The 25215-nt window shown below is 72.2% G+C and carries 19 protein-coding genes; 10 read left to right on the top strand and 9 right to left on the bottom strand.

Translation table 11 applies throughout. The features are described from left to right. Window positions 1-82: 82 nt before the first annotated feature. Complete coding sequence (gene ileS / locus HNR23_RS12435; RefSeq protein WP_184075735.1) at window positions 83-3265, bottom strand: isoleucine--tRNA ligase; 3183 nt, start codon at window positions 3263-3265, stop codon at window positions 83-85. A gap of 482 nt (window positions 3266-3747) precedes the next feature. On the opposite strand from ileS, the gene HNR23_RS12430 reads away from it, so the two are divergent. The 4 genes from HNR23_RS12430 (at window position 3748) to HNR23_RS12415 (ending at window position 6381) form a co-directional block, all read left to right on the top strand. Beyond that, window positions 3748-4011 (top strand): hypothetical protein, encoded by a 264-nt coding sequence (locus HNR23_RS12430; protein ID WP_184080244.1) that lies wholly within the window; start codon window positions 3748-3750, stop codon window positions 4009-4011. Window positions 4012-4352: 341 nt separating this feature from the next. Further along, a complete protein-coding gene (locus HNR23_RS12425; RefSeq protein WP_184080242.1) occupies window positions 4353-4763 on the top strand; it encodes a TraR/DksA family transcriptional regulator in 411 nt (136 codons plus the stop codon). A 35-nt stretch (window positions 4764-4798) separates the two neighbouring features. Next, complete coding sequence (gene lspA, locus HNR23_RS12420) at window positions 4799-5458, top strand: signal peptidase II (protein WP_184075734.1); 660 nt, start codon at window positions 4799-4801, stop codon at window positions 5456-5458. Continuing rightward, window positions 5455-6381, top strand: coding sequence for an RluA family pseudouridine synthase (locus HNR23_RS12415; protein WP_184075733.1), 927 nt, complete (start codon window positions 5455-5457; stop codon window positions 6379-6381). Before lspA ends, HNR23_RS12415 begins: the two co-directional genes overlap by 4 nt. Before the next feature lie 108 nt (window positions 6382-6489). On the opposite strand, the gene HNR23_RS12410 is transcribed toward HNR23_RS12415, so the two are convergent. The 4 genes from HNR23_RS12410 to HNR23_RS12395 form a co-directional block, all read right to left on the bottom strand. Continuing rightward, a complete protein-coding gene (locus HNR23_RS12410; protein WP_184075732.1) occupies window positions 6490-8190 on the bottom strand; it encodes a thiamine pyrophosphate-dependent enzyme in 1701 nt (566 codons plus the stop codon). 151 nt (window positions 8191-8341) lie between these two features. Continuing rightward, complete coding sequence (locus tag HNR23_RS12405) at window positions 8342-8662, bottom strand: AzlD domain-containing protein (RefSeq protein ID WP_184075731.1); 321 nt, start codon at window positions 8660-8662, stop codon at window positions 8342-8344. Beyond that, window positions 8659-9423, bottom strand: coding sequence for an AzlC family ABC transporter permease (locus tag HNR23_RS12400; protein WP_184080240.1), 765 nt, complete (start codon window positions 9421-9423; stop codon window positions 8659-8661). The genes HNR23_RS12405 and HNR23_RS12400 overlap by 4 nt, the downstream gene beginning before the upstream one ends. 111 nt (window positions 9424-9534) lie before the next feature. Continuing rightward, the gene (locus HNR23_RS12395) at window positions 9535-10392 is read right to left on the bottom strand and encodes an AraC family transcriptional regulator (protein WP_184075730.1); all 858 of its coding nucleotides are present in this window, start codon (window positions 10390-10392) and stop codon (window positions 9535-9537) included. Window positions 10393-10467: 75 nt separating this feature from the next. Here HNR23_RS12395 and HNR23_RS12390 point away from each other — a divergent pair, with 75 nt between their 5' ends. Both HNR23_RS12390 and HNR23_RS12385 read left to right on the top strand, forming a co-directional pair. Then, window positions 10468-10893: a GNAT family N-acetyltransferase gene (locus tag HNR23_RS12390; protein WP_184075729.1), complete on the top strand. Its 426-nt coding sequence runs from the start codon at window positions 10468-10470 to the stop codon at window positions 10891-10893. Window positions 10894-11256: 363 nt separating this feature from the next. Then, window positions 11257-11916 carry a PaaI family thioesterase gene (locus tag HNR23_RS12385; RefSeq protein WP_184075728.1) on the top strand — a complete coding sequence of 220 codons (660 nt, stop codon included), beginning with the start codon at window positions 11257-11259 and terminating at the stop codon, window positions 11914-11916. A 24-nt stretch (window positions 11917-11940) separates the two neighbouring features. On the opposite strand, the gene HNR23_RS12380 is transcribed toward HNR23_RS12385, so the two are convergent. After that, entirely contained in the window at window positions 11941-12897 is a 957-nt protein-coding gene (locus HNR23_RS12380) for a hypothetical protein (protein WP_246421722.1), read from the bottom strand. 430 nt (window positions 12898-13327) lie between these two features. Between HNR23_RS12380 and HNR23_RS12375 the strand changes: the two genes are divergently transcribed. The 3 genes from HNR23_RS12375 to HNR23_RS12365 all read left to right on the top strand — a co-directional run bounded on the left by HNR23_RS12375 (window position 13328) and on the right by HNR23_RS12365 (window position 18459). Continuing rightward, a complete protein-coding gene (locus tag HNR23_RS12375; protein ID WP_184075726.1) occupies window positions 13328-14554 on the top strand; it encodes a M23 family metallopeptidase in 1227 nt (408 codons plus the stop codon). Between the two features lie 149 nt (window positions 14555-14703). Then, window positions 14704-16509: an AMP-binding protein gene (locus tag HNR23_RS12370; RefSeq protein ID WP_184075725.1), complete on the top strand. Its 1806-nt coding sequence runs from the start codon at window positions 14704-14706 to the stop codon at window positions 16507-16509. A gap of 144 nt (window positions 16510-16653) precedes the next feature. Further along, window positions 16654-18459 (top strand): AMP-binding protein, encoded by a 1806-nt coding sequence (locus HNR23_RS12365; protein WP_184075724.1) that lies wholly within the window; start codon window positions 16654-16656, stop codon window positions 18457-18459. 33 nt (window positions 18460-18492) lie between these two features. Here HNR23_RS12365 and HNR23_RS12360 read toward each other — a convergent pair whose 3' ends face one another. Beyond that, the gene (locus HNR23_RS12360) at window positions 18493-18882 is read right to left on the bottom strand and encodes a CU044_2847 family protein (RefSeq protein WP_184075723.1); all 390 of its coding nucleotides are present in this window, start codon (window positions 18880-18882) and stop codon (window positions 18493-18495) included. A 266-nt stretch (window positions 18883-19148) separates the two neighbouring features. On the opposite strand from HNR23_RS12360, the gene HNR23_RS12355 reads away from it, so the two are divergent. Then, complete coding sequence (locus HNR23_RS12355) at window positions 19149-19433, top strand: DUF397 domain-containing protein (protein ID WP_184075722.1); 285 nt, start codon at window positions 19149-19151, stop codon at window positions 19431-19433. Window positions 19434-19462: 29 nt separating this feature from the next. On the opposite strand, the gene fxsT is transcribed toward HNR23_RS12355, so the two are convergent. Then, on the bottom strand, window positions 19463-24052 hold the full coding sequence (gene fxsT, locus HNR23_RS12350) for an FxSxx-COOH system tetratricopeptide repeat protein (protein ID WP_184075721.1): 4590 nt from the start codon (window positions 24050-24052) through the stop codon (window positions 19463-19465). Next, the gene (locus tag HNR23_RS12345; protein ID WP_184075720.1) at window positions 24049-25185 is read right to left on the bottom strand and encodes an AAA family ATPase; all 1137 of its coding nucleotides are present in this window, start codon (window positions 25183-25185) and stop codon (window positions 24049-24051) included. The genes fxsT and HNR23_RS12345 overlap by 4 nt, the downstream gene beginning before the upstream one ends. Between the last annotated feature and the right edge of the window lie 30 nt (window positions 25186-25215).

Below are 25215 nucleotides of genomic sequence, written 5' to 3'. Positions count from 1 at the left end.
CGGATCCGGCCCCGTGATCGTGCACGGATGAGGGCCGGGGCGCGTACGCGCCCCGGCCCTCATCCGTGCAACGGCCCCTCCGCTACTCCGCCTTGCGGAGCCAGAAGGTGATGCCGAGGTCGTCCGAGGCCGTTCGGTGGGCCTCTCCGTCGGGCTCGCCCTCGGTCAGGCTGCGGGCCAGGACCTCACCGGCGATGGTCTCGCCGTGTTCGGTCAGGGCCCGGGCCGCGCTCTGGTCGGTCGCCGTCCAGAACAGCTCGATGCGGTCGGAGATGTCCAGGCCGGCGGACTTGCGCCCGTCCTGGACCAGCCGGACCACCTCGCGCGCCAGGCCGGCGCGCTGGAGCTCCGGAGTCAGCTCCAGGTCCAGGGCCACGGTCTCGCCGTTCTCCGTGGCCACCGCCCACCCTTCACGGGGCTGCTCGGTGATCAGCACCTCGTCGGCGTTGACCTCCACCTGCTCGCCTTCCACCGACACGTGCGCCCAACCGGTCGAGCGCACCGCCTCGACCAGGCCCCGCGGGTCGGCCGCCTGGATCGCCTTGGCGACCAGCGGGGTGCGCTTGGCGAAGCGCTTGCCCAGCGCCCGGAAGTTCGGCTTGACCGTGTAGTCGACCAGGTCGCCGCCGACCGCCGACAGCGGGTCGAGCCGGACCACGTTCAACTCCTCGGTGATCTGCGCGCGCAGCTGTTCCGGCAGCGTGTCGAAGCCCTGCGCGCCGACCAGGACCCGCGACAGCGGCTGGCGGGTGCGGACGGCCGAGTCGACACGTGCGGCGCGCCCCAGCTCCACCAGGCGGCGGGTGAGCGCCATGCGCTCCGAGAGCTCGATGTCGATCAGGTCCCGGCGCACCTCGGGCCACCGGGTCAGGTGCACCGACTCCGGGGACTCCGGCCGCCGCAGCGCCGCCCACACGTGGTCGGTGAGGAACGGCACCATCGGCGCCATCAGCCGGGTCAGCGTCTCCAACGCCTCATAGAGCGTCGCGAACGCCGACGCCCCCTCCGGAGTGCTGGCGCCCGACCAGAAGCGGCGGCGCGAGCGGCGCACGTACCAGTTGGACAGGTCGTCGACGAACGCGGTGATCCGCCGCCCGGCGCCGGTGGTGTCGAAGCGCTCCAGGGCGTCGTCGACGTCGGCGACGAGCCGGTTGAGCTCGGACAGCAGCCATCGGTCCAGCAGCGGGCGGTCGGCCGGGGCGGGGGCGTCGGCCAGCCGCTCGTGGTTCCAGGTCTCCCCGGCGTTGGCGTACAGGGTGAAGAAGGAGACGGTGTTGTAGTACGTCAGCAGGACCTTGCGGACGATCTCCTCCAGTGCGGCGTGGCCGACGCGGCGTGCCGCCCAGGGCGAGCCGCTGGCCAGCATGAACCAGCGAAGGGCGTCCGCGCCGTGCCGGTCCATGACCGCGATGGGCTCCAGCACGTTGCCCAGGTGCTTGCTCATCTTCCGGCCGTCCTCGGCGAGGATGTGTCCGAGGCAGACCACGTTCTCATACGAGGAGCGACCGAAGACGAGGGTGTTCACGGCCATGAGCGAGTAGAACCAGCCGCGCGTCTGGTCGATGGCCTCGGCGATGTACTGCGCCGGGAAGTTGGCCTCGAAGGTCTCCGGGTTGTGGTGCGGGGCGCCCCACTGGGCGAACGGCATGGACCCGGAGTCGAACCAGGCGTCGATGACCTCGGGCACGCGGCGCGCCCGCGCCCCGCACTCGGGGCAGTCGATGAGCACGTCGTCGACGTAGGGGCGGTGCGGGTCGAGCGCGCCGAGGTCCTGCCCGGCGAGCTCGCCGAGCTCGGCCAGCGAGCCGACGACGGTGAAGTGCCCGGAGCCGCACTCCCATACCGGCAGCGGCGTGCCCCAGTACCGGCTGCGGGACAGCGCCCAGTCGATGTTGCCGCGCAGCCACTCACCGAACCGCCCCTCCTTGACGTTCTCCGGGAACCAGTTGGTGCGGGCGTTCTGTTCGAGCAGCTCGTCCTTGACCGCGGTGGTCTTGATGTACCAGGACGGCAGCGCGTAGTAGAGCAGGGGGGTGTGGCAGCGCCAGCAGTGCGGGTAGCTGTGCTCGTAGGCCTGGTCGCGGAAGAGCAGGCCGCGGTCGGCGAGGTCGGCGACCAGGGCCTCGTCGGCCGCCTTGAAGAACTGCCCGCCGACCAGGTCCAGGTCGGCCTCGAAGGTGCCGTCGCCGCGCACCGGGTTGACGACCGGCAGGCCGTAGGCGCGGCAGACCGCCATGTCGTCGGCGCCGAAGGCGGGTGCCTGGTGGACGAGGCCGGTGCCGTCCTCCACGGTGACGTAGTCGCCGAGCACGACGAAGTGCGCGGGGGTGTCGAAGGAGACCAGGTCGAAGGGGCGCCGGTAGGTCCAGCGCTCCATCTCGTTGCCCTCGAAGCGCTCGCCGGTCAGCTCCCAGCCCTCGCCCAGGACCTTCTCGGCCAGCGCCTCGGCCACCAGCAGCCGCTCGCTGCCGTCGGTGGCCACGACGTAGGAGACGTCGGGGTGCACGGCCACGGCGGTGTTGGAGACCAGGGTCCAGGGGGTGGTCGTCCACACCAGCATCGAGGTGGGGCGGTCGGGTCCGGCCAGCGGCCCGGAGGTGACCGGGAACCGCACGTAGACCGATGGGTCGGTGATGGTCTCGTAGCCCTGGGCCAGCTCGTGGTCGGACAGCGTCGTCCCGCAGCGGGGGCAGTAGGGGCTGATCCGGTAGTCGCGGACCAGCAGGCCCTTGTCCCAGATGGTCTTCAGCGCCCACCACACCGACTGCACGTACTCGGAGTCCATCGTGCGGTAGGCCTGGTCGAGGTCGACCCAGTAGCCCATCCGCTCCGTCATGGCGCGGAAGCCCTTGACATTGCTGAGCACGTGTTCCCGGCAGCGCGCGTTGAACTCGGCGACACCGAACTCCTCGATGTCCTTCTTGCCGCTGAGCCCGAGCTCCTTCTCCACGGCGACCTCGACGGGCAGGCCGTGGCAGTCCCAACCGGCCTTGCGGTCGACGTGGAAGCCCTTCATCGTCTTGAAGCGCGGGAACACGTCCTTGAACGCGCGGGCCTCGACGTGGTGGACGCCGGGCTGTCCGTTGCCGGTCGGGGGCCCCTCGTAGAAGACCCAGCTGGGGCCGCCGCGGGTCTGCTCCAGGGAGCGTTCGAAGACCTTCTGCTCCGACCAGCGGCGCAGGACCTCGTGCTCGACCTCGGGCAGGTCGACCTGGGCCGGCAGCGCCGGGAACGGCCGGGCGGCTGCGGGTTGATCGTGCGACACCTCGTGCCCTTTCCATCAGGAGTGTTCACCTGATGGAGGGACGAGGCTCGGCGGCCCCGCGGTACCACCCTCCTTGGGCGCCGCCTCCGGTCCGGACCCGAGCGCGCCCCACTTCATTGCTGCCGCTGCCGGGTCTACTGGGCCGGGCGCGTCGCGCTGGCCGTTCTTCCGGCGGCTCCGGGGTGATCTTCCCGACGGTCATGCCCCCGGGCTCCCACCGCCCCCGGGTCGCTCGTGGCTGTGTCCGGCGGTACTCGTCCCCATCCACGCCTTGCTTGATCTCTGAGGATAGCCGAACCCGGCGTCCGGTTCGCCGTCGTCGGCCGCGCCGGTGAGGGTCCGGGACCGCGGGCGCGTCCGCGCGGTGGAGGGGGAGTGAGGGGCCGCGGCCGCGGGCGGGGGCATACTGGCCTGCCGGGACGGCGCCGTCGGCGGCATGTCGTTCCGGCCGATTCCGAGTGGACGTGAAGGGCGGGTCGAACATGGGCGAGGCGCGGCGCGAGGGCACGGTACTGGTCACGCTGCCCGACCGCGAGGACGCCGAGGAACTGGCCGAGCAGCTGAGCGGGCAGGGGTACGAGCCGTGCCGCGTGCACCGTGACATGCTCGCGGGCGAGGACGACGCCGAGGACGTCGACTGGGTGATCGAGGTGCACACCGGCCCGCACGGCGGTCCGGCCACCTTCGACGAGCCGCACCTGTCGCGTCTCGCGGAGGACTACGGCGGGTTCGCCGTGGCCGAGTGAGCGGGCACTGCGCCCGCCCCTGACCGATCGACGGCGCGGGCATGCGCGGCCCCGGCGAATCGGAGCCCCCGAAGATGGGAACACATGAGGAAAAGAACCGAGGTGGGTATGTTGCGTCGTGTCGGTTGAATCGCCCCTGGCTGGGCGTTTAAGCTACCCGGCATTGCGTGGACGGATGCGGTGTGACCGTGGTGTTCTCGCAGGTGAGAGCGGGGAATGTCGGGGACCGGTACGAATCCGCGTGCGGTCTTTTGCAAACAGGAGCACCTATGGTGTCGAAGACCACGGTGACGTCGGCCGGGGCCGTACAGGGGCTCCGTGGGGGAGAGCGTGAGGGGAACATGGGCGTGACCGAGGCCTCGGGCCTTCCCGTCCGTGAGGGCGAGAGCCCCTGGACCGAGGAAGAGCTCGCCGAAGTGCGCCGGGAGCTGGAGACCGAGATGGACCAGCTGCGCGCCGAGATCGCGGAGACCGAGGCCAAGCTGGCGGAGCGGCTCGCCGACTCCGTCGACGGGGCCGGCGACGACCCCACGGACACCGGTGCCAAGGCTTACCAGCGCGAGCACGACCTGGCGCTGGCCTACAATACTCGTGACCTGCTCGCACAGAACGAGCGGGCGATCAAGCGAATGGACGCGGGAACCTACGGCGTCTGCGAATCGTGCGGCAAGGCGATCGGCAAGGCGCGGCTACAGGCGTTTCCGCGGGCCACACTGTGTGTGAAGTGCAAACAGCGCGAGGAGCGTCGCTGACTGACATCGAGCCCTCCGGGGACGGAAATCGGACGGTGAACGGACCCGCCGCGAAGAAGCCGCGGCGGTTCGTTCTTTTGCTGAGTCTGGCGCTGGTCGCGTTCGCCGCCGACCTCGCCACCAAGGAGATCGTGCTGGCGCGGCTCCTCCCCGGAGAGAGCGTGCCGGTCGTCGGGGAGCTGCTGCGGCTGACGCTGGTGTTCAACTCGGGCGCCGCGTTCTCCATCGGAACCGGCGTGACCTGGGTGTTCACCCTGATCGCCAGCGCCGTGGCGCTCTACATCGTGACGATGGGACGCAAGCTGCGCAGCACCGGCTGGGCCGTCGCGCTCGGCCTCATCCTGGGCGGCGCCACCGGCAACCTCTACGACCGGTTCTTCCGCCCGCCTGCGCCGCTGTACGGCGAGGTCGTCGACTGGATCCAGGTTCCCAACTGGCCGGTGTTCAACCTCGCGGACTCCTGCATCGTGGTCGGCGGCGTCCTGGCGGTCATTCTGGCCTTCCGGGGCATCAACATCGATGGGACCCGTGAGTCCGACACCGGCGGGGAGCCCGACGGCGCGAGTGCCGGCGGATCAGCCGGCACCGAGAGCGGGGGGAGCCGCGGTACCGACTCCGCGGGTACCGGAGGCGAGGACGACGGAGAGCGGGGCCGCGCGGGCGGCGACGGCGCCGACAAGGGGGACCGGACGTGAGTGACCAGCGCAGCATGCCCGTGCCCGACGGGCTGGAGGGCGATCGCCTCGACGCGGCCATCGCCCGCATGTTCGGCCTGTCCCGCACCCGCGCCGCCGAGCTCATCGTCGAGGGCAACGTGCTGGTCGACGGGGGAGTGGCGGCCAAGTCCGACCGTGTCCAGGCCGGGTCCTGGCTGGACGTCACGCTCCCGCCACCGCCCAGCGCGCCGGTCCCGCGCCCGGAGCCGGTGCCGGGGCTCGGCATCGTCTACGAGGACACCGACATCATCGTCGTCGACAAGCCGGTCGGCGTCGTCGCCCACCCGACCGTGGGCTGGACGGGGCCGTCGGTGCTGGAGGGCCTGCTCGCCTCCGGCGTGCAGCTGACCACGAGCGGTGCGGCCGAGCGGCAGGGCATCGTGCACCGGCTCGACGCCAACACCACCGGCCTCATGGTGCTGGCCAAGAGCGAGGCCGCCTACAGCGTGCTCAAGCGCGCCTTCAAGGAGCGCACGGTCGACAAGCGGTACCACACGCTGGTCCAGGGCCACCCGGACCCGCTGCGCGGCACGATCGACGCCCCCATCGACCGCCACCCCTCCGGTGACGGCCGGTTCGCGGTGGTGGCCGGCGGCCGCCCCTCCGTCACCCACTACGACACCCTTGAGGCGTTCCGTGCGGCCAGCCTCCTGGAGATCAAGCTCGAAACGGGCCGCACCCACCAGATCCGCGTGCACATGGCGGCCATGCGCCACCCGTGCGTCGGCGACTACCTGTACGGTGCCGACCCCACGCTCGCCGACCGGCTCGGCGTCCAGCGGCAGTGGCTGCACGCGGTCCGGCTCGGCTTCGAACACCCCACCGAGGGCCGCCACATGGAGTTCGCGAGCCGCTACCCGGACGACCTGGCCAAGGCCGTCGACCTCCTCCGCGAGGACTGACCGGCACCTGTGCCCCGGCCCCCGTCGATCTCGGGAGGACGGTCCGAAGGTCCGCACGGATTCGAACCGTCTTGCGAGATCGGCGGGGGCTGCTCGTAGGGGCGGCCGCTAGCGGCCGCCGTCGCCGGACAGCAGGCCGGACATGGTCGCGCCCGGGCTGATGATGTCCGGGTCGGTCCGGGCGTCGATGAGGGTGGGCAGCTCGGTGTCCAGGGCGTCGGCGAGCGCCTTGTCCAGCTCCTCGGGGGAGGAGACGGTGGCGCCGCGTGCGCCCAGGCTGCGCGCGTAACCGGCCAGATCCAGGGGGCCGCTGATGCCGATGCCCGCGGTCCGGCCCAGGTCGCGCGCCTGATGCATGGCGATCGTGCCGTACATGCCGTTCTGGAACACCACGACGATGACCGGCAGCCCCAGACGGGTCGCCGTCTCCAGCTCCTGCCCGGTCATCAGCGTGCCGCCGTCCCCGGCCACGGCCACGACCGTCCGGTGGGGCTCGACGAGTTTGGCCGCGACGGCGGCGGGCACGGCGTAGCCCATCGCGCCGCTGGTCGGGGCGAGCTGGGTGCGCGGGTGGCGGTAGCTCCAGCCCCGGTGCAGAAAGGCGGCGAAGTTCCCGGCGTCGTTGCAGACGACGCTGTCGTCGGGGAGGACGCGCCTCATGCTCTCCACCACGGCCCAGGGGTGCAGCCGCCCGCCGGGGTGCACGGCGCTGTCGGCGGGCGCGGCCGTGGTCTCCAGCCACGCCCGGTGGGCGGGGGCGAAGTCGCGGTAGGGGGCGCTGACCGGTGCGTCGGCCAGGGCCTCCAGGGCGCGCCGCGCCTCGGCGACCACACCGAGCCACACGCCGGTGACCATCCCGATCTGGTCGGGATCGATGTCGATCTGGGCGACCGGCGAGTCCACGCCTTTGCCCGCGGGAGCGGGGAGTCGGTAGCCCTGGGTGGTGACCTCGCTCAGCCGTGATCCCACGACCAGCACGGCGTCGGCTTCCCGGAGCGCCGCCAGGGTCGCCTCGTCGCAGCCCAGCCCGAGGTGCCCCAGGTAGAGCGGGTGGTCGTTGGGGAAGACGTCCTGGCGCCGCCACGCGGCGTACACCCCGGCGTGGAAGCGCTCGGCGACGCGGACCAGCGCCTCGCGGCCGCCGCGCGCCCCGCCTCCGGCGATGATCACCGGCCGCCGGGCGCCGGCGAGCCAGTCGGCCAGCCGGTCCCGCTCGTCCTGTCCGAGGGGCGGCCGCGGCGGGATGCCGCCTGGTAGGCCGCTCGGTGCGGGGACACGCTGCCCGAACAGGTCTCCGGGGACCGCGATGGCGACCGGTCCCGGGCGGCCGGTGGTGGCCACGCGGATGGCGCGCGCGGTCACCTCGGCCAGTCGGTCGGCGCGGGTGACGGTGGTGGCCCACTTGGTGATCGGGGCGTAGAAGGCGGTCAGGTCCACCTCCTGGAACGCCTCTCTGCCCAGGTGGTCGGTCTCCACCTGGCCGAGGAAGACGATCATCGGGGTGGAGTCCTGGCGCGCCGTGTGCACCCCCACCGCGAGGTTGGACGCCCCCGGCCCCCGTGTGGCCGCGGCGATGGCGGGCATCCCGGTGAGCTTGGCCTCGGCCTCCGCCATGAAGGAGGCGCCGCTCTCGTGCCGGGTGGAGACGAGCTGCATGTTGGCGCGCTGTTCGATGGCGTCGATCAGCTCCAGGAAGCTCTCACCCGGAACGGTGTAGCAGCGCCGGATCCCGGCGCCCGCGAGGACGTCGACGACCTGTTCGGCCGCGGTGCGCAGATCGGCCACGGAGTGGGGAGGCGGTGAGTGCACAGGCGTGGTCCTTCCATCATCGCAAGGTCCGCTTCTCTGGGGGTCGAGCGATCGCCCCGCGGCGGCGGGCGGGCGTCGACGCGTCCTTGGTGCCCCCCGGGGTGATCACCACCTTCCTGCCCGCCGGGGGCCGGTTCGTCACCTGTGCCGGTCAGGCGATGCCCAGGGCGCGCAGCGCCGCGGTGGTGCCCGCCGCCGCGACGACCACGACCAGGAAGGGTGCCCGGAGCAGCAGCGCGAGGACGGCCGCGGCCAGTCCGCTCAGCCGGGCGGCGTCCAGGGACGGCGCCGAGCCGTCGGAGGCGGCCGTGGCCTGGACGGCGATCAGCGCGGCGAGCAGGGCGACCGGAACCGTGACGGCGAACCGCCGCACCAGGGGGTGGTCCAGCAGGCGCCGGGGAGCCGCCAGCCCGGCGAACTTGAGCAGGTAGCAGCCCAGGGACGTCACGAGGATCGCGATCCACACGGTCATCGGCGCGCTCCCTGCGGTTCGGTGGTGTCGGCAGGCCCGTCGGAACCGCTGTGGGAACGGCCCTCCGCGTCGGTCGCGGGGTCGTCGGGGTCCGCGGCTGAGCCGGTGCCGGGTGCGGCCGGGGCGGCCGGCGGCACCAGTGCGACCAGTGCGGCGACGGCGGCCAGCAGCACCGGCACCCCGGAGGGCAGGAGCGGTGCCGTGCCCAGGGCGATCCCGGCGCCGAGCAGCGCGACCAGCCGTTCCCGGCCGCCCTCGCGCAACCGCGGCCACAGCAGCGCCAGGAAGATCGCGGGGCCGACCGCGTCCAGGCCGAACGCGGCGGTGTCGCCGATCCGCTCGGTGGCCAGCGCCCCGACGAGCGTCGTGAGGTTCCAGGCCACGAACAGCGTCGCGTAGGTCCAGTCGTAGGCGGTGCGGGCGGCGGCCCGGTCGGGCTGGGCGAGGGTGATGGCCGCGGACTCGTCGAGCACGCCGTGGGCGGCCACCGCGCGCCGTGCGCCGCGCTGACCGAGCAGGTCGGCCATGCGCAGCCCGTAGAGGGTGTTGCGGGCGCCGAGCAGCAGCGCCCCGGCGGTCCCGGCGATGAGGTTGCCGCCCCCGGCGATGACACCGATCAGCGCGAACTGCGACGCGCCGGAGAAGGTGAGCAGGCTCAGTACGCACGTCTGGGCGACGGACAGTCCGGCGGCCACGGCGGCCGTGCCGAACGCGAGCCCGGAGACGCCGACGGCCAGGCCGATGCCCAGCGCGTCGCGCACGGGCCGCGCGAGCCGGGGGACGCGAGAGGGGGAGGAGAGCTTCACGCCGCCCGACGCTAACCGGGGCGGCGGCCGCCGGTCTTGAACGTTCTTGCGCGGGGGCCGGGTCCCTCAGCCGCGCGGTCCTGCTGTGGGTGCGTCGCGCGACGCCAGGACCCCGCTGCGGAACACGCCGGGGGTGACGCCGAGGCGCCGCTTGAAGTGCCGCGTCAGGTGGGGCTGGTCGGCGAAGCCCAGTTCCGCGGCCACCTCCGCGGGGCGCATGCCCGTGGCGAGCAGGTGGCGGGCGTGTTGGACGCGGACGTTGTTCAGGTACGCGTGCGGGGGCAGGCCGTGGGCGGCGCGGAAGGCGCGGAGCAGGGAGAACGGGGTGGTCTCCACGGCGGAGGCCAGCTCCTCCAGGCTCGGCGGGTCGGCCAGGCGGGAGTGGAGCAGGTCGCGGGCGACCTCGGCGGCGCGGGTGGGGCGGCGGGTGCCTGGGTCCTTGGACCGGGCACGGGCGTGCCGGGTGAGCAGCCAGTGCAGGGCCTGGCGGGTGAGGGTCGACGCGCTGAGCCGGTCGCCGTGCTCGGCCGCCCGGTGCGCGGCGCGGATCAGGTCCGCCCCGCCCGGGTCGTCGGTCTGCGACACGGGGAAGCCCGGGACGTCGGGCATGCCGAGGTCGCGGGCGGCCTGGGCCAGCACATCGACCTCGGGGTAGAGCATGCGGTAGCGCCACCCTTCGGGGGTTCCCGCGTGACCGGTGTGCACCTCCTCCGGCTCGACCATCACGAGGCCGCCGCGGCCCACGCGGCGCATCGAGCCGCGGTAGTAGTACTCCTCGATCCCGGCCTCGATGACCCCGATGGCGTAGGTGTCGTGGCTGTGCCGGGTGAAGGAGTGGCGCACGTAGTGGGCCTTGAGCAGTTCGACTCCGGGCAGGCCGGGGTGACGGAAGAACCGCGCGCGTTCGCCGGGGGTGTCGATCATGTCGGCCAGCCTAGGAAACGGACGGAGGATCGGGGGTTCCCCGGCGGAGTGGCGGATGGGCTACTCTTTGCGGCCATGATCACGATCGAGCTGGCCGAGAGCGCGCAGGACCGTGCCGCCGTGTTCACCCTCCGCGGCGTGGTGTTCGTGGCCGAGCAGCAGGTGCCGATCGGCGAGGAGTGGGACTCCTACGACCTCACCGCCGATCACCTGCTGGCCCGGTTGGACGGCGTCCCGGTGGGGACGGGGCGTCTGGTGCCCAAGGGGACGCGGGGCAAGGTGGGGCGGCTCGCGGTGCTCTCCTGCACCCGGGGGACGGGGACGGGCGCGGCACTGGTGCGCGCCCTGGAGGACCGGGCGCGGGCACGGGGGCTGGTCGGTATCGACTTGGACGCGCAGACCCAGGCCATCGGCTTCTACGAGAAGCTCGGCTACAAGGCCCACGGCGAGGAGTTTCCGGACGCCGGGATCCCGCACGTGCGCATGAGCAAGGACATCTGAAACGCGCCCCGCGGCGCAGGGCCCCACAGCGGGCCACGTGCGCGGATCGCGCTACGCCGGCACCCCACCGGTGCGGCCGTGCCGCCGCGGTCGGCACCCGGTACCCGGCGCTCGACGACGACACGGTGCAGGCGGCCGCCTACGGTCCGCGAGTCCTGCGGGCGCGGTGGTGAGCATCACGAAATAACAGGTCAGGCCGGTGGGTTCTGGTGTGCGGCGGTAGGTTCGCCCGCCGGCTCGGTCCCGCGAGCCCGCGCTTTGCCTACTACCGAGTAGCATTCGGTTTCGGTGGCCCGTCCGGATCCCCTGCCCCCGCACGACCGCCGCCGCCGACGCAGACGACGAACGAGCGACGAGGGAACCATGACGGTCGAAGCGCAGCCGGTGTCCGAACTCCCCGACCCCCGAAGCCTGGGCTTCACCGTGGTCGCAGAGGATGAGCTCCCCGCCGAGCTGACGGCGCTCGTCGACCGGGTCCGGACGCTCATCGACGCGGTCGCGCACACCGAGGCGCCCGCCGCCGACCTCGCCGCGGCGCGCCGCCTCGTCGAGGACGCGGTCCGGCGGGTCGACGGCGAGCGGCGCCCCGTCGGCGCCCTGGTCCAGCGCACCGAGTTCGAGGGGCCGGTCGGCTACGGCACCGTCACCAACATCGTCGAGGGCCCGACCAACCCCGCAGCCCCGCCGCTGCGCCTGGAGCAGGCCGAACAGGGCGTGCGCGCCGAGGTCACCCTCGGCGGCGTCTACCAGGGCCCGCCCGGGCTGGTCCACGGCGGCTGGATCGCCGCCATGCTCGACCAGGCCCTGGGCTCCGCCTCGGCCGCCGCGGGCATGCCCGGCCTGACCGCCAACCTCACCGTGGACTACCGCAGGCCCACGCCGCTCGACGTGCCCCTGGAGATCAGCGCCCGCGTCACCGGGACCGAGCGCCGCAAGGTCTTCGTCTCCGCCGAGATCCGGCACAACGGCGAGGTCACCGCCGAGGGCACGGCCATCATGGTCCAGGTGGCCCTGCCCGGGTAGCCGGGTGCCGCGCTGCGCGCCGACTCAGTCCCACTCCCAGGCGATCCCCAGCACACCCGGCCGGATGTCGTGCTCGGCGAGGTGGACCGAGTGGGCCGAGCTGAGGATGATGTCGTCGCCGCCCCGCGCGAGGGGTTCCTCGGGCTCCCGGACCAGCCGGTGGCAGCGGACCGGCAGCGCGGCGGAGTCGAACCGGACACCCAGGACGTAGGTCTCGGCCGGGTAGCGGAACGCGCGCCGGTAGTCGTGGCTGACGGGGGAGCGCGCGATGTCGAGGGCGTACTCCAGCAGGTAGGTCTCGCCGGTGCGCAGCCGCCGGTCGAAGAGCAGTTCCACCGCGATCACCGGGCAGCTCAGGTGGCGGCGCACCCGGCCCAAGCGGCAGTTCTCCACCGCCGCGGGCGTCAGGTCGGCGGCCTGTGCGCCCTGCTCCCCGCAGTAGACCAGCACGTGCCGGTCGGCGTCGTCCTCCAGCGCTCGGACCACCATCCGGGTGCGCACCCGGCGGATCGTGCGGTCGGCGCCCACCCAGGCGATGTCCTCCTGGAAGAACACCCGCAGCTTGCGGTCGGAGGGTCCCAGCACGCTCTCCACGGTCTGGTCGAGGGCGTCGGCGGGTTCCAGAAACCCCTCGTAGCCGCGCGGGACCGCCTCCCGCCCCGCCCACCGCCCGCGCGGTCGCGGGGGTCCCAGCAGGGCGACGAGCGAGTGGCGCGGCAACCCCAGGATGACCTCGATGGCCTGGACGGCGCGCAGCGAGTTGGGCCGCTCCGGCCGGCTGCGCCCCTGCTGCCAGTAGCTGAGGCTGGTGAGACTGACCCGGATGCCGCGCTGGGCGAGGCGGGCGCGCAGGCTCCCGAGGGTGAGCCCGCTGTCGTCGATCGCCGCGCGCAGAGCCTCGTGGAATGGGCCGGTCCGTAATAAGACCTCGGTAGGGCCGCTACTGGTATCCGTGCGACGCCGCAGGGTCCCACTGGCCATCGTGACCTCCATGACTCCATGAGCGGGGGACGGGAGGGCGGGGCGTTTCGGCCAACAGTGTGCACCATTGTGGCCACTCTGTGAAATATCAATGAATGCGACATTTTGTCCGGAGTTCAACCACGGCGATTTTCCCGCCGGTCGGGCTTGACGCCCCGGTTGCGCTCACGGAACCGACCGCGCCTCACCCTCGGCCACAGCGGCGCACGTCGTTCACAGTCAACCCGGGCGATCTCCCCAGAAAAGCCCGCAAATACGCTCTGACCTTGACCTTTACCCGCGCTTCGGTGTTCCGTCATGCCACGGACGCATCCGGGCCCCGCGTCGCCTCCCATCCCCCTCCCTTCCTGCGGCACTCCGCCGGCGTCGGCGGCATGCCCGGATCCATCCGATGATCCCCACTCTCCTCGTGTACGTCCGTGGAGGACGAATGTCTTCGCTCACATCCCCCAGACGCGCGCTCGCCGCGGCAGCGAGCGTCGTGCTCGGCGCCGGCCTGCTGATGGGCGCCGGCCCGGCCCCCGCATCCGCCGACGCTGCGGCCGACGGCCTCGCCGACGCCGTGCGCGCGACCATGCTCGAACAGCACGGCGACACCGCGCGCGAGCACTTCGAAACCCGCTCCCTGGCCGAACCCCTCGTCGAGCCCATCAACCACGAGAACCGGTGGGCGTTCGGCACGACCACCATCCCCGCGCCGTCCACGGCGCACGCCTCACCCGAGTCCGCGCTGTTCGTCGCCGAGCACGGGCCCGCCGGGTGGCGCGTCGAGCTGCACGGCACCGACGGGTTCGTCGAACTCACCGACAAGGCCCCCGACGACGTGGTCAGCGAAGGGGAGAAGGAGCTGTTCGCGCAGAACCACGAGGCCGCCCAGGAGGCGCCCCTCGCCGACACCGGCCTGGGCCTGCCCTGGCAGCAGGGAGTCGCCTGGTGGATGGGAGGCGGCCCGCACGGAAACAGCGGCAACAGCCGCCCCTACAGCTCGATCGACTTCAACGGCGGCAACGGCCAGGTGCTGTCCGCCGGCCCCGGCCGTGTCTACAAGAGCTGCGTCCGCGCCGGTAGCGCCCTGGTCACCGTCGTCCACCCGAACGGCTACAGCACGGGCTACTACCACATGCGCAACCTCACCAACCTGTCCAACGGCGCCGCCGTCCGGACCGGCACCTACCTCGGCCTCATCGGCAACGAGCTGCCTTGCGGCGGGAGCTCCACCGGCGCCCACGTGCACCTCTCCCTGCTGCGCGGCAACTCCCACATCAGCGTGGACAACATGGTGATCGGCGGCTGGACCTTCCGCACGGTCGCCCAGCCGTACCAGGGCTACGCCGTGCGCGGCAACCAGCGCGTGAACCGCGGCGGCCGGCTCATCAACTACGGACCGAGCGACAACAGAGGACCGACCGGCACCGTCGACGGCGGCTCCAACCCCCGGGTGAACCTGCGCAGCGGCCCCAGTCTCGACCACAGCATCGTGGGCACGCTCAACAACGGGACGCTGGTGCGCATCGACTGCACCGCGCGCGGCGGCTACGTCAACGGCAACTGGGGCCGGACCAACCTGTGGAACCGGCTCGACACCGGCAACTGGATCAGCGACGGCTTCCTCTACACCGGCACCAACGACCCGGTCGCACCCGCCTGCGGCACCTGACCCCTCACCCACCCCTCCGTTGGTCTCGGGGGTACCGACCGGATACCGGCCGGTACCCCCGAGACCAACGGAGGGGCTGTGGTACAGATCATGCGGCCGGCGACTGTTCCATTTTCACTTTCGTTATGAGCGTCAGATAAACCGGAGCGGTGACCCACATCTCCGCCCCTGCGCTAGCCGAACTCCCCACCGAGGGAGGTCTGGCCGAGATCCTGTTCGACCGCGCCGACCGGTCGCCCGACGCCGCCATGCTCAGTCGGCAGATCGACGGCGCATGGCGGGACGCGACCGCGGCCGTGGTCCGCGACGAGGTGACCGCCCTGGCCAAGGGGCTCATCGCCGCCGGCATCGAACCCGGGGACCGGGTGGGGCTGCTGTCGGGCAACCGCTACGAGTGGACCCTCGTCGACTTCGCGATCTGGACGGCGGGCGCGATCACCGTCCCGATCTACCCGTCCTCCTCCCCCGAGCAGGCCCGGATGATCCTGGCCGACTCCGGCGCGGTGGCCTGTTTCCTCGACGACCCGGCGCACACCGCGGTGATCGACGGCGTGCGCGACGGTCTCGCGGACCTCCGCCACCTCTGGACGATCGACGACGGCGCCATCGCCGCCCTGGCGGCGGACGGCGCCGAGGTGTCCGACGACATCGTCGACAAGCGCCGCGCCGCGGTCGAGCCGTCCGACCCGGCCACCATCGTCTACACCTCGGGCACCACCGGCACCCCCAAGGGGTGTGTGCTCACCCACGCGAACTTCTTCGCCGAGGTCGACAACATCGTCGCCGTCCTGCCCGAGCTCTTCGAGACCACCGGTGAGGGCTCCCCGCCCTCCACCCTGCTCTTCCTGCCGCTCGCCCACGTCTTCGGGCGAATGGTGCAGATCGGCGCAGTGCGGGCCGGCGTCCGCCTGGGCCATTCGGCCAGCGTGAGCGCGCTCATCGACGACCTGGCGACGTTCCGGCCGACCTTCCTGCTGGCCGTCCCCTACGTCTTCGAGAAGATCCACGCGTCGGCCCGCAAGAAGGCCACCGGTCTCAAGCGGTGGATCTTCGACGCCGCCACCGACACCGCCGTCGCCTACAGCAAGGCCCTGGACGGGGGCGGGCCGGGAGCCGGTCTGCGCCTGCGCCACCGCCTCTTCGAGCCGCTGGTCTACCGCAAGCTGATGGACGCGCTCGGCGGCCGCTGCACCCGCGTCCTGTCCGGCGGCGGCGCCCTGGACGTGCGGCTGCTCCACTTCTACCGGGGCATCGGTCTGGAGGTCATCGAGGGCTACGGCCTCACCGAGACCACCGCCGCCGTCATCGCCAACCTGCCCGGTCGGATCCGCCCCGGCACCATCGGCGGCCCGCTGCCCGGTGTCGCGGTCAAGCTGGCCGACGACGGCGAGATCATGGTCAGGGGCGAGCAGGTGTTCGGCCGGTACTGGAACCGCCCCCAGGACACCGAACGGGCCTTCGTCGACGGCTGGTTCGCCACCGGCGACCTCGGTGAGTTCGACGCCGACGGTTTCCTGCGGGTCACCGGGCGCAAGAAGGAGATCCTGGTGACGGCCGGAGGCAAGAACGTCGCCCCGGGGCCCATGGAGGAGCGGGTCCGCGCGTATCCGCTGGTCTCCCAGTGCATGCTGGTGGGCGACGACCGGCCGTTCGTCGCCGCCCTGGTGACCCTGGACCCGGAGGAGTTCGACGCCTTCAAGGAGGAGTACGGGCACGGGGCCGGCGAGAGCGTCGCCGACCTCGCCGAGGACCCGGTGCTGCGTGCCGCCGTCCAGACGGCCATCGAGGCCGGGAACGAGGCGGTGTCGCGCGCCGAGTCCATCCGGGCGTTCACGATCCTGGCGGAGAACTTCAGTGTGGAGGACGAGACCCTCACCCCGACCCTGAAGCTGCGCCGCGCCCGGATCCTGAAGCGCTACGCCGGCGAGGTGGAGGACATGTACCGGCGCCGGTGAGGCGGTTCGGCGCGCCGACCGACGCCGATGGCACCGGGCGCGCCCGGGAGCGCCGCCGTCGATCCGCTGGTTATGGCATAGATCATGTGAGCCGACGGTCCGATGTTTGACTATTTGTTACGTCGGTCAGATAGACACAGAGGCGTGACCGACATCTCCGCGCCCGCGATCGCCGAGCTCCCCACGGAGGGGGGTCTGGCCGACCTCCTGTTCGACCGCGCCGAACGCCAGCCCGACGGGATCATGCTCAGCCGCCAGACCGTCGGCGGCTGGAAGGACGCCACCGCGGCCGAGGTCCGCGACGAGGTGACCGCCCTGGCCAAGGGGCTCATCGCCGCCGGGATCGCGCCGGGTGACCGGGTCGGGCTGCTGTCGGGCAACCGGTACGAGTGGACCCTCGTCGACTTCGCGATCTGGGCCGCAGGAGCCGTCTCCGTCCCGATCTACCCGTCCTCCTCCGCCGACCAGGTCCGCATGATCCTGGCCGACTCCGGCGCCGTGGCCTGCATCGTCGACGACGAGCCGCACACCGCCATGGTCGAGGAGATCCGCGACTCCCTCACCGCGCTGCGCTACGTGTGGACGCTGGACAGCGGCGCCGTGGCCACTCTGGTCGAGGTCGGCGGCGAGGTCGAGGACACCGCCGTCAAGGAGCGCCGCGCCGCGGTCGACCCGGCCGAACCGGCTACCATCGTCTACACCTCGGGCACCACCGGATCGCCCAAGGGGTGCGTGCTCACCCACGCCAACTTCTTCGCCGAGGTCGACAGCGTCCTGCGCGCCCTGCCGGTCCTCTTCGAACCCGGCAGGGACGGCTCCCCGCCCTCCACCCTGCTCTTCCTGCCGCTCGCCCACGTCTTCGGGCGCATGGTGGAGGTCGCCGTCGTCCACGCCGGGGTCCGGCTCGGCCATACCGGCAGCGTCCGCGACCTCATCGACGACCTGGCGACGTTCCGCCCCACGTTCCTGCTGGCCGTCCCCTACGTCTTCGAGAAGATCCACACCACGGCGCGCAAGCGCACCCGGGGCCTGGCCCGCCGCATCTTCGACGCCGCCACCGACACCGCCGTCGCCTACAGCGAGGCGCTGTTCCGCGACGGGCCGGGAGCCGGTCTGCGCCTGCGCCACCGCTTCTTCGAGCCGCTGGTCTACCGCAAGCTGATGGACGCGCTCGGCGGCCGCTGCACCAAGGTGATCTCCGGCGGCGGCGCCCTGGACGTCCGGCTGCTCCACTTCTACCGGGGCATCGGCCTGGACGTGTTCGAGGGCTACGGCCTCACCGAGACCACCTCGGCGGTGCTCGTCAACGTCCCCGGCAAAGTACGGCCCGGCACCATCGGCATCCCGGTCCCCGGGGTCGAGGTCCGCACGGCCGACGACGGCGAGCTGCTGATCCGCGGCGGGCACGTCTTCGACCGCTACTGGAACCGGCCGCGGGAGACCGAGCAGGCCTTCGTGGACGGCTGGTTCGCCACCGGCGACCTCGCGGAGATCGACGGTGACGGATTCGTCCGGATCAGCGGGCGGAAGAAGGAGATCCTGGTGACGGCCGGGGGCAAGAACGTCGCCCCGGGGCCGCTGGAGGAGCGGATCGGCGCCGACCCGCTCGTCGACCAGTGCATGCTGGTGGGGGACGGGCGCTCCTTCGTGACCGCGCTGGTCACCCTGGACCCCGAGGAGTTCGACGCCTGGAAGGCGGAGAACGGGCACCCGGCCGCCGCGAGCGTCGCCGACCTGGCCGACGACCCCGCGCTGCGGGCCCACGTCCAGCGCGCCGTGGACGCCGCCAACGCGACCGTCTCCCGGGCGGAGTCGGTCCGCGCCTTCACCGTTCTCGGTGAGAACTTCAGTGTGGAGGACGAGACCCTCACCCCGACCCTGAAGCTGCGCCGTGCCCGCATCCTCGACCGCAACTCCGCGGCCGTCGAGGCGATGTACGCCAAGCGCTGACCCCGGCGCCGGGTGCGGGCACGGGCGCCGCGCTCACCCGCTCCCGCCACCGGAGCCGTCCTCCTCCTCGGGGCCGTCGGGATCCTCATCCTCATCCGCGGTCGGCACCGCATCCCGGCGCCAGGTCATCCGGACCTTGAGGCTGCCCTCGCTCGCCGCCTTGGCGATGAACACGTCGGCGGTGCCGTTGACGCTGATGCCCAGCTCGACGCTGACCTCGTCGGGGCTGGCGTCCAGGGAGGACAGCTCCCGCGCGATGAGCTCGGAGATCTCCCGGACCTTGGCGACCACCACGTCGAACCGCTTCTCGGCCGACCGGAACAGGTCACCGCCGGCGACATCGCGCAGGACAGGGGAGCTCTCCGCCGTCTCGATCTGCACCGTGGACCCGTTCCCGCCGTCGAACCGGACGATCTCCGCCATGGATCCCGCCTTTCTCTTCCCTGTGCGGCCGCTGGGAACCGCCCGTCCCCATGTCCCTCCCGCGGTGCGGATAGGGGGAAACCATTGGTAGGGAGAAACCAGGTGACGTAAGACAAATGTCCGCATCTGGTCTACATGGATTCAGCCGCAACGGGGATATAAACCCCGTTGCGGCATGTCGGGATATTTGTCATGAGAAGACCTGTGTACCGTTCGCGTCTACCCGAACCGGGGATTGGCCACCGAATCATGGTCGTGAGGTACTGATGAGCACCGATTCAGCGGTGGTAAGCGAGGGGGCCGGGAGAGGAGAGAGCGCGTGCACGTCGGGCGCCGAGCGGGCGGAAAAGGTGCCGCCCGTCCGTTCCTGGTGGAAGTCCAGCTACAGCAATGACGGGGAGGGCTGCTTGGAGGTCTCCCGGACCTCGCGCCCCATAGTCCTGATCCGTGATTCCACCGACCCCCTCGGCACGGTGATCGGCATCGGCGTCGACGCCTGGCAGGAGTTCCTCTCAGGACTCCGCATGGGCGACTTCGGCGCCGCCGACTGATCTTCCGGATCTCTCCCCTCCCCGAAGAATCAGAGCAGCGGCAGGAAGAGGTCGCAGTTGGCCCGCACGTCCTCCTCCGCCGACCGCGTGGCGGGATGCGCCGGACCGAACATCGTCCGGTAGCGCTCGACCACCGCGGACCGCTCGTCGGTGAGAGCGGTGTCCTCCACGACCATACGGTCCAGCACCCAGTTGCGCCGGACGGCCAAGGCCAGCGGGTGATCCTCGCCCAGAATCCTGTGCGTGCGTTCCAGAGTCGTCGCGTCCATCTCCAACGCCGCCGCCGCGTTCCCCGCGGCGAACAGGTCGCTGGCCAGGTTGACCGAGTTCGCAAGGGTGGCCGGGTGGTCCTCGCCCAGGCGGTCGGTGTTCACGGCGAGTGCCTCCTCATCGACCCGCCGGGCTTCCTCCAACCGGCCGAGGAGGCGGAGCGTCACGGCGTGGTTCACCGACGTGGCGGCGTAGAGGGGATGCTCGGCGCCGTAGGAGGCGCGGTAGCGGTCGCGGGCCTCACGTGACAGCGCGAGGGCGGTCTCATGCTCCCCCTTCGCCCGCAGCGACACCGCGTGGTTGGCCGCGGCCCGGTTGGTCTCCGCGGCCCCGACGCCCAGCTTGCCCTGAAGTAGCTCATAGGCCTCCCCGGACAGGGCGAGCGCATCGGGCAGGCGCCCGGTTCGCCGTTTCAGAGCGGACAGCGCCATCATCGTGGACAGCCGCATGGTGTGGTCGGCAGGGAAGACCCGCTGAGTGGTGAGATAGAGCTCGTCCATCTCCCGCTCGGCCTCCCAGTAGCGCCCGGACTCCATGAGCCCCTGCGCGTGGGCCGAACGGCTGGCCAGAGTCTGAACATGCTCCGGACCCAGCATCTCTCCGCGCCGCTGGTAGTTGTACTGGTTGATCTCCATCGACTCGTTGAAACGGCCGATCAGTCGGAGTCCGACGGCATGCACGTGGGCTGACTGCAGTGTGAGGGGGTCGTCGCGGCCGAAGGCGCGCTGCTGGCGGTCGAGTACGTCCGAGCTCACCTTGACCGCACGCTGGTACTGCCCCAGGTTGCGCAGGTCCAGAGCGAGAAGGCCCCGTGTCTCCAAGGTCTCCTCGTCGTCGGGACCGCGCAGCCGGATCAACGTCTCGACCAGCCCCTTGCGGCGCTCGTAGGCCTCCTCGAACCTGCCGGCCGATGTGGCGACCTGCGCATACCGCATCTCGGCACGGAGGGTGTGCGGGTCCTCCGGCCCGAGCTTCTCCGGCCACTGGTCGAGCAGGCGGCGGACCAACGCCTCAGCCTCGGCCAGCCTTCCCCACTGGAAGAGGAAATGCACCTCGTTCAAGGCGAGTTCCCGAGCCCAGTCACTCCCGCAGTCCCACTGCCGGGTCTCCCACACGTGCGGCAGCAGCTCCACATACCGCGGCCAGTCGCCCGGGGCCAGCGGGTCGCCCGGGTCGAGGTTGGCCAGCAGCAGGTGGGCGCAGTGCCGGAAGCGGTCCCGCTCCCCGGCGTCCAGCGGCAGCTTCAACGTCTCCTGCACCAGCCGGTGCAGCTGGAAGGTGGTGTTGCGGTGGTCCATCTTGGCCAGGGCGTAGCGGTCGATGGTCCGCAGCGCCCGACCCAGCTTGATCGCGGGGTCGGCGAGGATCTCCGCCAGGTACTCGGGGGCCTCCACGTTGCGCGCGCCGTTGAACAGCCGCCGCGGGATCGGCTGCGGCGCCAGGAACGCACACACCTGGAGCAGCTGCAGCGCGCCCGGGTTGGACTCCCGCAGCCGCTCCAGCGTCATGTTCATCGTCGCCGCGACCGACCACGGGTAGTCGGGGCTCGGCGCGACATTGGACAGCAGCTGATCGGCCTTGACGTCGAAGAGCTCCAGCCACTCCTCGGCCGGCATCAGTGTCTCGTAGAGCCACACCGCCGTCTGCTCCACCGCCAGCGGCAGGTCCCCCAGCCGCTCGGCGATGCGGTCCGCCTCCTCCGGCGCCAGCGACTCCGGTCCGCGCTTGAGCAGCAGCTCGGTGCTCTCGTCCCGCTCGAAGGTGTCGACCTGCAGCAGGTAGCCGCCGGCGGTGCGCCACTCCGGAGAGCGGGAGGTGACCACCACATGTCCCGGACCACCGCTGGGGATCAGCGGGCGGATATCGGCGGGTGAGACGGCGTTGTCGTAGATCAGCAGCCAGTCGCCGACCGGGCGGCCCGACCTCAGGGCCTCCAGCACCGTTCGGACCGTGGCCGCGGGATCCCCGCCGGTCCCGATACCCAGCTTGGGTGCCAGCTCGATCAGCGACTGCTGCACCTGGGCGGGGGTGTCGGAGGGGATCCACCACACCAGGTCGTACTCGCCGCGGTGGCGCCAGGCGTACTCCGTGGCCAGCTGGGTCTTGCCGACGCCTCCCATCCCCTGCAGGGCCTGGGGCACGGTCTGCGGCAGCACCATGGCGGTGCCCTCCTGCAGCCGCCGCCCCAGTTCCGCCAGGAGCGGTTCGCGACCGACGAAGCTCATGTTCCTCGGCGGGATCTGCCCCCATACGGCCGGGCGGGTGTGCTGGCCGCGCGGTACCGCCTGCTGGGCGATGTGCATGCTGTCTCCGTCGGGCACAGGTGGCGCCGACCCGGCCCGCCTGGTGACTGCGGGAGAGCCGGTCGGCGGGAACACGTCGAGGTTCACGTCACTGCCCTTCAGCCTTTCACGGCCGGCATCGTCGTATCCCGAATCCGAGTGACCGGAGTCGGCCATCCCGGGGACCGCTTCGGGGCGGTCGGCAGGGACCAGGGGATCCGCGGCCAGCCGGATCGGCCCCGGCAGCGCCAGCATCGCGGCCCGGACCGCCCGCGCGAACGGGGCGGTGTCGCCGGTCACCTCCGGTAACGGCACGCCGGGGGCATCGCCGAGCAGCAGCCGTTCCAGGGCGGCGAACCACGGGATGGTGTCCCGGTAATGCCCGGCGATCGCCGTCAGCAGCTCCCTGATCTCGTGTCGCTGGCCGCCCACCGCCAGCAGCAGTTCTCGTACGTCCGGGCGGAACTCCAGGGTCACCCGGTCGCCGCGGTCGATCGACGGCGACCCCGGGCTGCGCCGGATGAGCCCCGAGCACAGCACCTCCGTGACGTCCGAGGGCCGCGCCCGGGGGGCGAACCGCTCCTGGATCAGCCGGATCGTGGAGAGGTTGAGCGGCACCACCGCCAGGTGCACCGCGAGCCGGAAGGCCGAAGGGGAGGCGATGGCCTGGAACATCTGGACCCGGCGCCGGGCGTCGAGGTCCCGCGTGAAGTCGGGCTCCAGGTCCCAGGGGGCCAGCAGTGCCCCGATGTCCCAGGACGTGCCGGGCTCGTCGATCCCCCCGGGCTCGTCGATCTCCCCGGCGACCGTCGGCTCCCTGGTGGTGAGCAGGGCGGCCACCGGGTACACCGGCGGGTTGCGGCGCCGCGCCACGAAGCGGGCCCAGCGTCCGAGCTCCGCGGGCTCCAGGGGGAAGACGGGGACCGGGACGGTGCCGTCGGGGGCGGTGGCGTCCGCCGTGGCCGGAGGCCACGCGGAGAACGGGCGGGCCGCATAGGTGCTGTTGGGCACGGGGGCGCCGCCGGACACCGAGGGTGCCTCCAGCCTGACGTGCTCCGGCGCCATACCGGTCGACCGCCACAGCCTCCGGTCGAGCACCTGGGCCACGCCCACCGGGCCGCGGGTGCCCCACCGGGCCAGCCAGGTGCCGACCGCTCCGGAGTGCCAGCCGTCGCCGATTCCGTCGGTGACCACCAGCAGGATCCGGGAGTCGGCGGAGCCGCCGTCCACGAGCCGTTCCGGGGCCGGGGCGGGGCCCTCCGCGGCGCGCAGCGGAAGGTCGTCGGCCTGCGCCTTGCCGGAGTCGAAGTAGCAGACGCGGACCCGGCGGAACACGTTGAGCGGGGCCAGTAGGTCGACGAACCGGTGGACCAGGGGTTGCTGCACGAGCATCGACAGGCTGTCGTCGACCAGGACGGTGATGCCGTCGGCCACCTCCTGCTCGGGCCGCAGGACCGGTAGCAGCGGGGCGCGCCGCGTGCGTCGGGCGGCGCGGTGGGCGAGCGCACGCTCGGCGAAACCCGCCGCGGTCGCGTCCTCGTCCAGCACGGTGCGGTCGCCGGCCGGGCGGTGCCGCCGGAACCACTGCAGCGCGCGGACCATCGCCATCCGGTCCGCGATCGGCGGGCCGCCCGACCCCAGCGGGGCGATCGCGACGGGGTCACCGGGCGGGGGAGCCGCGGACCCCCCTCCGCGGATACCTGAGGACTCGGGGACCGCCTCGGCCTGGGCATGGCACTCCGGGGGAAGCGGCGGTTCCGCGGGCTGCCCGATGTCGTCCTCGTCCCGGTGCTCCGGTGGTGCCCGGTCCGGGGAGGAGGCGGGCGTGCCGTCCGCATCGGCCTGCGGCTCGGTGCCCGCCCGGTCACCCGGTTCGGCGGCGGGCGGCCGGGACTCACCGCCGGTGGGATCCCGGGCGCGGTCGCGGTGGGCGGCGAGCCACAGCGCGTCGCCGACCTCCCACCAGGCGGGTGCGGCCGCACCGGATCGTGGGAATGGCTCACCCGGGGACGGCACTGCCGCCGACCCCTCGGCCTCCGGCCGGTCGCGACCCCTGCTCCCGGTCACTCGAGGCGCGCCTCCGTTTCCGCCAGACGGCGCCAGACCAGGTCCAATATCCGGATCCAGGCGTTCGGATCCAAGGATGTGGCATGTGCACGAACATCGGAACTAACGAGATGGACCGAGTTCAGTAGCTGATCGATGGAGAGCCCGTCGACCTCACGGCTGCGCCGGAGGAAGTCCTGGATGAGCTGGCGGTCCTGGGCGCGCTCACGGTCGATGAAGTGGGCGCAGACGATGTCGGCGAGCCGTTCCTCGCCGGGTTGCTCCAGGTGGACGGGGAGGCAGCGGCGGAGGAACGCCGGTGGGAAGGGGCGTTCGCCGTTGCTGGTGATGACGATGAAGGGGAACGCGTGGCAGCGGACCTCCCCGGCGCGGACCGTGGCCGTGCGGCCGGGGTCGTCGGTGGGGACGGCGATGTACTCCTGGGAGGCGCGGAGCCGGGCCAGCTCGGGGATCGGGTACCGGCCGTTCTCCAGCACATCCAGCAGGTCGTTGGCGAGGTCGATGTCGCCCTTGTCGAACTCGTCGATCACCAGCACACGGGGGAGCCGGTGCGGCAGCAGGGCGGTGCCCAGCGGGCCGAGGCGCAGGTAGTCGCCGATGGGGCGCTCCGGCGGGCGCTGGGTGTCGGGGGCCGCGGCGGCGTCGGCGGAAATGTCGTGGATCCGGGCGATGGGGTCGTACTCGTACAGCCCCGAGCGCAGGGTGCTGCGGCTGGTGATGGGCCACCGCAGGACGCGCCCCAGACCGAGCTCACGGCTGACGTGGTGGGCGAGGCTCGACTTTCCGACGCCCGGTGCCCCGGTGACCAGCAGGGGGCGGCGCAGCAGCAGGGCGGTGTTGACCGCGTCGACGACCGCGGTCTCGGGGCCGCTCAGGGGGTGGCGGCCCGGCAGGGTGGTGGCTCCGAGGATGCGCTCGGTCTCGCCGTCGTCGGCGGGGGGATCGGGCTGGTCGGGGCCACCGGTGAAGCGGCGCCAGGGCGGGGGGTCGGGAAGCCGTTCCGCGAGGTCCGTCGAGTACGTGGCCGGGCGGCCCGTGCCCCGGTAGATCCACCACGACGGCGCGGCGCCGTCGCCGTCCGGACCGTGCTGACCGGGGGGCCTTCCCGACCCGGGCGTCGGGGAGGACGTCATCGGCGGGCCGTCCTCGCCACCGACCTCGGG

This window comes from Nocardiopsis mwathae, assembly GCF_014201195.1.
In the GTDB taxonomy this organism is placed as follows: Bacteria; Actinomycetota; Actinomycetes; order Streptosporangiales; family Streptosporangiaceae; genus Nocardiopsis_C; species Nocardiopsis_C mwathae.
This window is presented reverse-complemented; position numbering and strand designations above follow the sequence as displayed.